Source organism: Faecalitalea cylindroides ATCC 27803 (assembly GCF_000469305.1).
Lineage (GTDB): Bacteria > Bacillota_I > Bacilli_A > Erysipelotrichales > Erysipelotrichaceae > Faecalitalea > Faecalitalea cylindroides.
Genome location: NZ_KI270960.1, coordinates 42117 through 47897, shown reverse-complemented (window position 1 = coordinate 47897; position 5781 = coordinate 42117). Strand labels below are relative to the sequence as shown.

At 37.2% G+C, this 5781-nt stretch carries 6 protein-coding genes; 1 reads left to right on the top strand and 5 read right to left on the bottom strand.

What is annotated here, in order from left to right; all coding sequences use genetic code 11:
• Positions 1-293, top strand: a 293-nt coding sequence (locus HMPREF0367_RS10505; protein WP_035400307.1) for a DUF7916 family protein, incomplete at its 5' end; no start/stop codon positions are given.
• 6 nt (positions 294-299) lie between these two features.
• On the opposite strand, the gene HMPREF0367_RS09945 is transcribed toward HMPREF0367_RS10505, so the two are convergent.
• From HMPREF0367_RS09945 to HMPREF0367_RS01080, 5 genes are all read right to left on the bottom strand, one after another.
• Positions 300-1142 carry a Cof-type HAD-IIB family hydrolase gene (locus tag HMPREF0367_RS09945; protein ID WP_051335112.1) on the bottom strand — a complete coding sequence of 281 codons (843 nt, stop codon included), beginning with the start codon at positions 1140-1142 and terminating at the stop codon, positions 300-302.
• Positions 1143-1230: 88 nt separating this feature from the next.
• Positions 1231-2145 carry a thioredoxin-disulfide reductase gene (gene trxB, locus HMPREF0367_RS01095; RefSeq protein ID WP_022355316.1) on the bottom strand — a complete coding sequence of 305 codons (915 nt, stop codon included), beginning with the start codon at positions 2143-2145 and terminating at the stop codon, positions 1231-1233.
• Complete coding sequence (gene lgt, locus HMPREF0367_RS01090) at positions 2121-3578, bottom strand: prolipoprotein diacylglyceryl transferase (protein ID WP_035400305.1); 1458 nt, start codon at positions 3576-3578, stop codon at positions 2121-2123. The genes trxB and lgt overlap by 25 nt, the downstream gene beginning before the upstream one ends.
• Position 3579: 1 nt before the next feature.
• On the bottom strand, positions 3580-4521 hold the full coding sequence (hprK, locus tag HMPREF0367_RS01085; RefSeq protein WP_015535679.1) for an HPr(Ser) kinase/phosphatase: 942 nt from the start codon (positions 4519-4521) through the stop codon (positions 3580-3582).
• A gap of 4 nt (positions 4522-4525) precedes the next feature.
• A partial coding sequence (locus tag HMPREF0367_RS01080; protein WP_035400302.1) for an ATP-binding cassette domain-containing protein occupies positions 4526-5781 on the bottom strand: 1256 nt, incomplete at its 5' end.

Genomic DNA, 5781 nt, shown 5'->3' with positions numbered 1-5781 from the left:
CAGCCGGTACGGTTCCTGGTCTTCAAGAAAGCACGATCACAGAAGCCTGCAAGATCATAAAAGAAGCAGGATGCTTATCCCTTAGCGCAATAGGAACCAGCCAGGAAACTTCAGATACCGATACGATTCGTGAACTTGCCCTTTCCAGTAAACGTTCTGGAATCGATATCCAACATATCGGTGATGCAGGATGGGGAGGCATAGCATTCCCAGAAAATATCATGGCAATGTCTGTTGCGATCCGAGGAATTCGACATACATATTTCAAGATGGCTCAATCTGCAAAAAGATAGATTATTCTATCTTTTTTTATCTTCTTCAATTGTATTTAATATATGCTCAATCACACTATAGTCTTCGTAAGGTCCTATAATTTGTGATGCCGCTTCTTTCGCCTCTATGCTGCCTGTACTTGGTGTATACGAGTGTTTGAAGGAGGAAAGCATCATAATATCATTTCCCCCATCTCCATATACTGCCACTTCTTCTTTTGAAATGTTTAAAAAATCTGCCAACCAGCTAACAGCACTGGCTTTATTTACTCCATTTTTTGTAATTTCATAAATGCCATCACCACTCGGTGCATTGACCAGTTTATCATCATATTGTTTTAAAAAATCATCCAATCTTGATGTATCTGTATCATCCGAAAAATGATAATTAATCTTACATATATCTTTTTGAAGAATTTCTTCTTTACTTTGTAAACATTCAAAATTAACAATGATATTATTCAAAAACCTATCTAACCAAGAATCATTTGCTGCTTCTTTCCATACATTTTTACGATATCGCAACACAGACTCTTTATCAATTCTAGAGTACACTTTGTTCCAAGAAACATATTCTAGATTCAAATCTTCAAATACATCCATGATTTTGGATAAAACTTCTTTATCAATTGGTTCACAATGCAACAACTGTTTTTTTGGATCGAGTACAGCTGCCCCATTTAAACAAATATAATAACTGATATCTCCTGCTTTTTTTAAGTTGACCATTTTTACTCCTCGCCCTGTTGCAACAGTAAATATCTTTCCTGCATCGATAATTTTTTGAATACCTTTTTCTATCTTTTCATCACATTCATGATGCTCATTCAATAATGTTCCATCAAGATCACTGGCAAATAAACGAATCATATACAACCTCTTTTCTTACTTGGTTAAAGTTTATCAGAAAATAAAATATGAATATAGTTAAAAAGAATCAGAAATTACTCTGATTCTTTTACATACCTGTTATTTCATGGAATATATGTTGAGCTGCGATAGCTCCATCATTGGTTGCGGTAACAACCTGGCGAAGATCTTTTTGAAGCACATCACCAGCAGCATAAATTCCTTTAACTTTAGTTTCCATGTTTTTATCCACTAAAACATATCCTCTTTCATCCAATACATCTAAACCTTCTAGACACTGGCTCATAGGATCCTGCCCTACATATGGGAAGATACCCTGACAGTTTAGTGTCATAGTTTCTTTTGTATCTACGTTTTCCAACAAAATACCAGAAACCTTTCCATTTTCGCTTAGAATTTCTTTAGGAATATGTTTCTTGATGATATGAATTTTTTCGTTTGCCTCAATTTGTTCCTGAATCTGTTTTTCAGCTCTAAACACATCACGACGAATGACTATCGTTACGCTCTTAGCAAATGTGGTTAGATATAGGGATTCTTCCAAAGCTGAATTTCCGCCACCAATCACAACAACATCTTTATCTTTAAAGAAAGCTCCATCACATACAGCACAGAATGAAACACCACGGCCGATGTTCTCCTTTTCCCCTGGAATATTTAATAAGCGTTCTTTCGTTCCAGTAGCTACAATAACAGCTTTCGCTTCTACAACCGTGCCATCGCTCAAATACACTTTCTTATCGGCATCAACTTTTTCGACATCTCCATATTCATACATGGCTCCAAAACTTGTTGCTTGTTCCAGCATTGACATCGCAAGATCTGTTCCGGCTAGTGTTTTAACACCAGGATAATTCGAAATCTGATGTGTTTTTACCAGTTTCCCTCCAGGTGCTCCACTTTCCAGGATCATTGTCTTTAAACCTGCTCTTGATGCATATAATGCTGCAGTCAAACCTGCTGGTCCAGCTCCAATTACTACCAAATCGACTTGTCGCTCCATGATTGTTCCTCCTTGACTATTTCTTTTAACTCACTTAGATCTTTGATGATACGACATGGCTTGGCTTCTTCAAGCTTTTCAATTTGTTTAGCATCGTTGCTGAAACCAATTGAATACGCCGCCATATCTTTTGCCGCCATGACATCTGCTGCATTATCACCTACATAAATCGTATTGTCATGTCCAGTATGCAACAAAACTGTCGCTTCAATCAAGCCAGATGCACTTGGCTTTGGCTTTGGTAAATCTTCTTTGCCCATGATCACTTCAAAATAAGGATATAACGCTGAAGTTTTCAGCCCCTTTTCAACCATGGCATGTCTTTTATTGGATACGACCGCAATTTTATATCCTTGATCATGCAGCCACTTTACCGTTTCTTTGGCATGATCTATTGGTTTTAAAAGTTTATCATGCAGTTGTCTATTAATTGTTTGATACCTTTCAATAATTCTGTCGACATCTTTTTCTTCAAAGTATTTTGAAAATGTTGTTTCTAACGTAGGCCCAAAGAAAGAATAAAGCTCTTCTTTTGATAAAACATATTCTGGTTTTTCTTCTTTGAATACTTGTATGAATGTTTCAAAAACCAATTCTCTAGAATCAATCAATGTTCCATCTAAATCAAAAAGTACGACCGGTTTTTGATATAAATGGAAAACTTTATGGAATATACCTGATAAGCCTAAGATTCCAATAACGATCATGATCAAAGAAACAAGCTGTGCCACACGAATTGGGCCAAACATTAATGAATCGGTACGTAATCCTTCAATAAAGAAACGCACCACGCCATACCAAACTAAATACATAAATGCACAATCACCGTGACGTTTATAAAACTTTTTACGAAATACGAAATAGATGAATAAGAATCCAATCAAGTTTCCTATACTTTCATAAAGAAATGTAGGTTCATGGTAAGCCCCATTGATATACATCTGATTTTTGATAAAAGATGGAAAATGATCAAAAAAGCTCTCTGGAACGATACGACCGAAAGCTTCCTGGTTCATAAAATTTCCCCATCGGCCAAATACCTGGCCAACCATTACACTTGGCATGATCGCATCCGCCATTCTTAAGCAGCTGACATTTCGTTTTTTAAAGAAATAGATGCTGTAAAGAAGACCGGCAATCAATCCTCCATGAATAGCCAAACCACCATTCCATATCGCAATGATCTCATTCAAATGCGTTGAATAATATCCCCATTCAAAGATCACATAATAAACTCTTGCCCCTAAAATCGCAATGATAAATGTTGGAATAATGTAATCTTCTAACATTTCTTTGGCATAACCCCATTTCTTGACTGTTTTTTGAGCAATCATGTAGCCAATGAAAGCCCCCGTCAAAATCAAGACAGCATACCAGGTAATCTTTAAAGTACCAAAAGAGACAAAGATCTTAGAATTTTCAAAAAAATGCATATTACTCTGTCTCCTCTTTATTCATTGCAATCTGTGTTAATACTCTTTCTTCAAATTCCTTTGCGGAATCCAAACCTTCTTTCAACAACAAGAAGTTTGTAACAGCGGATTCAATGATCGTAGACATTGGACGTCCAGAGCTGACAGGAATACGAATACGCATGATCTTAACGCCTAATATTTCTGCATACTCTTTTTCTTCAATTCCGACACGGTCATAATCATGATTACTGTCATAAGGTTCTAAATCAATCTGCAGTTCAATTTCTGTTCTTCTAGCATAAGAACCTACTCCAAACATACGACCCACATTAATGATCCCAACCCCTCTTAGTTCCATAAAACCTTCTAAAAGAGGCGCTGTTTTACCAATCAACATATTATGCATCGCATAACAATCGACACGATCATCCGCAACCAGCTGATGGCCACGTTTGATCAATTCTAAAGCAATTTCGCTTTTACCCATCCCCGATTTACCTGTAATCAAAACACCAACACCATGCACTCGTACAAGTTCTCCATGTAAGATTACAGATTCCGCAAGACATTCATCTAAATAGTTTGTCACCGAAACAACAACAGCTGTTGTCTTTTGAGGTGATTTAAAGATTGGGAAATTCTTTCTTTGTGCAATTTCCTTTAGTACTTTCGGACAATCATATCCATGTGCAACAATGATACATGGCGTGTTTTCACTTGTTAAAAACTCGAAAGAACGTCTTTGGGATATTTCATCCATTACTTCATCAATATATCCCATTTCTTTTTCACCTAAAATAACAAGGCGTTTAGTTTGTGAGTCCGGAAAATATCCAGCAAGTTCAAGTCCAGGACGATTGGTATCCGGTAATGTAATAGGGCGATCTAATGATTCTGCATCTCCACATACAATCTCCCACATGAACTTTTGTGCTAAGTGTTTTACACATACTTTATTCATTGACTCACTTCCTTTCCAATAATGGCTTTAAATACTGTCCTGTATAACTTTCTTCGCATGCTGCCACCTGTTCTGGAGTACCTTGGCAAACAATCGTTCCACCATCATTTCCTCCTTCAGGTCCCATATCAATAATATAATCGGCACACTTGATAACATCAAGATTATGTTCTATGACAATCACAGTATCTCCATGATCAACTAGTCTTTGAAGCACTTCAATCAGTTTCTTAACATCATCTGAATGCAGTCCTGTCGTTGGCTCATCAAGGACAAAGACCGTTTTTCCAGTCGCCTTTTTCTGCAGCTCGCTGGCTAATTTGACACGTTGTGCTTCTCCACCCGAAAGTGTTGTCGCACTCTGTCCTAATTTTATATACGATAGCCCCACATCATTTAGTGTTTGCAGTTTATGCTTGATCTTAGATACATTCGAGAAAAATTCCAATGCCTCTTCTACGGTCATATCTAAGACATCCGCAATATTTTTTCCTTTATATTCCACTTGCAACGTCTGCTCATTGTATCGTTTTCCCTGACATTGATCACAAGGAACATAAACATCTGGCAAGAAATGCATGGATATTCTTAAAATACCATCTCCCTGACAGGCTTCACATCGTCCGCCTTTTACATTAAAGGAGAAACGTCCTTTATCATATCCTAATAACTTTGCTTCTTTGGTCTGGGCAAATAAATCACGGATATCATCAAAGACACCTGTATATGTTGCTGGATTGGAACGAGGTGTCCTACCAATTGGATCCTGACCAATTTCAACGATCTTATCTATGTTTTCCAACCCTTTAATTTCTTTGCAGGCTCCTGGTTTAATACGTAATCTTCCTAACGAGTGCTGGATTCCATGTGTTAATACTTCAGTAACCAAAGACGATTTCCCAGATCCAGAAACTCCTGTTACAACATTAAATGCGCCAAGCTTAAATGTTGCATTCACATTTTTAAGATTGTTTTGTGTTGCCTTTACAACTTTTATTGTCTTTTTATTTCCTTTACGACGTGTCTTAGGTACTTCGATTCTCTTTCGACCACTTAAATAAGCTCCTGTGATCGAATTTTCATTCTTCATAACTTCTTCCGGCGTTCCTGCTGCAACGACATTTCCTCCGTGAACACCTGCACCTGGGCCAATATCCACAATATAGTCACTGGCACGCATTGTATCTTCATCATGTTCAACAACTATCAAAGTATTTCCCAAATCACGCATTTCCTTCAAGGCGTCAATTAATCTGTCAT

Coding starts and splice junctions, on each gene's coding strand:
- HMPREF0367_RS09945 (WP_051335112.1), bottom strand. CDS start 1,142: ATGATTCGTTTATTTGCCAGTGATCTTGATGGAACATTATTGAATGAG.
- trxB (WP_022355316.1), bottom strand. CDS start 2,145: ATGGAGCGACAAGTCGATTTGGTAGTAATTGGAGCTGGACCAGCAGGT.
- lgt (WP_035400305.1), bottom strand. CDS start 3,578: ATGCATTTTTTTGAAAATTCTAAGATCTTTGTCTCTTTTGGTACTTTA.
- hprK (WP_015535679.1), bottom strand. CDS start 4,521: ATGAATAAAGTATGTGTAAAACACTTAGCACAAAAGTTCATGTGGGAG.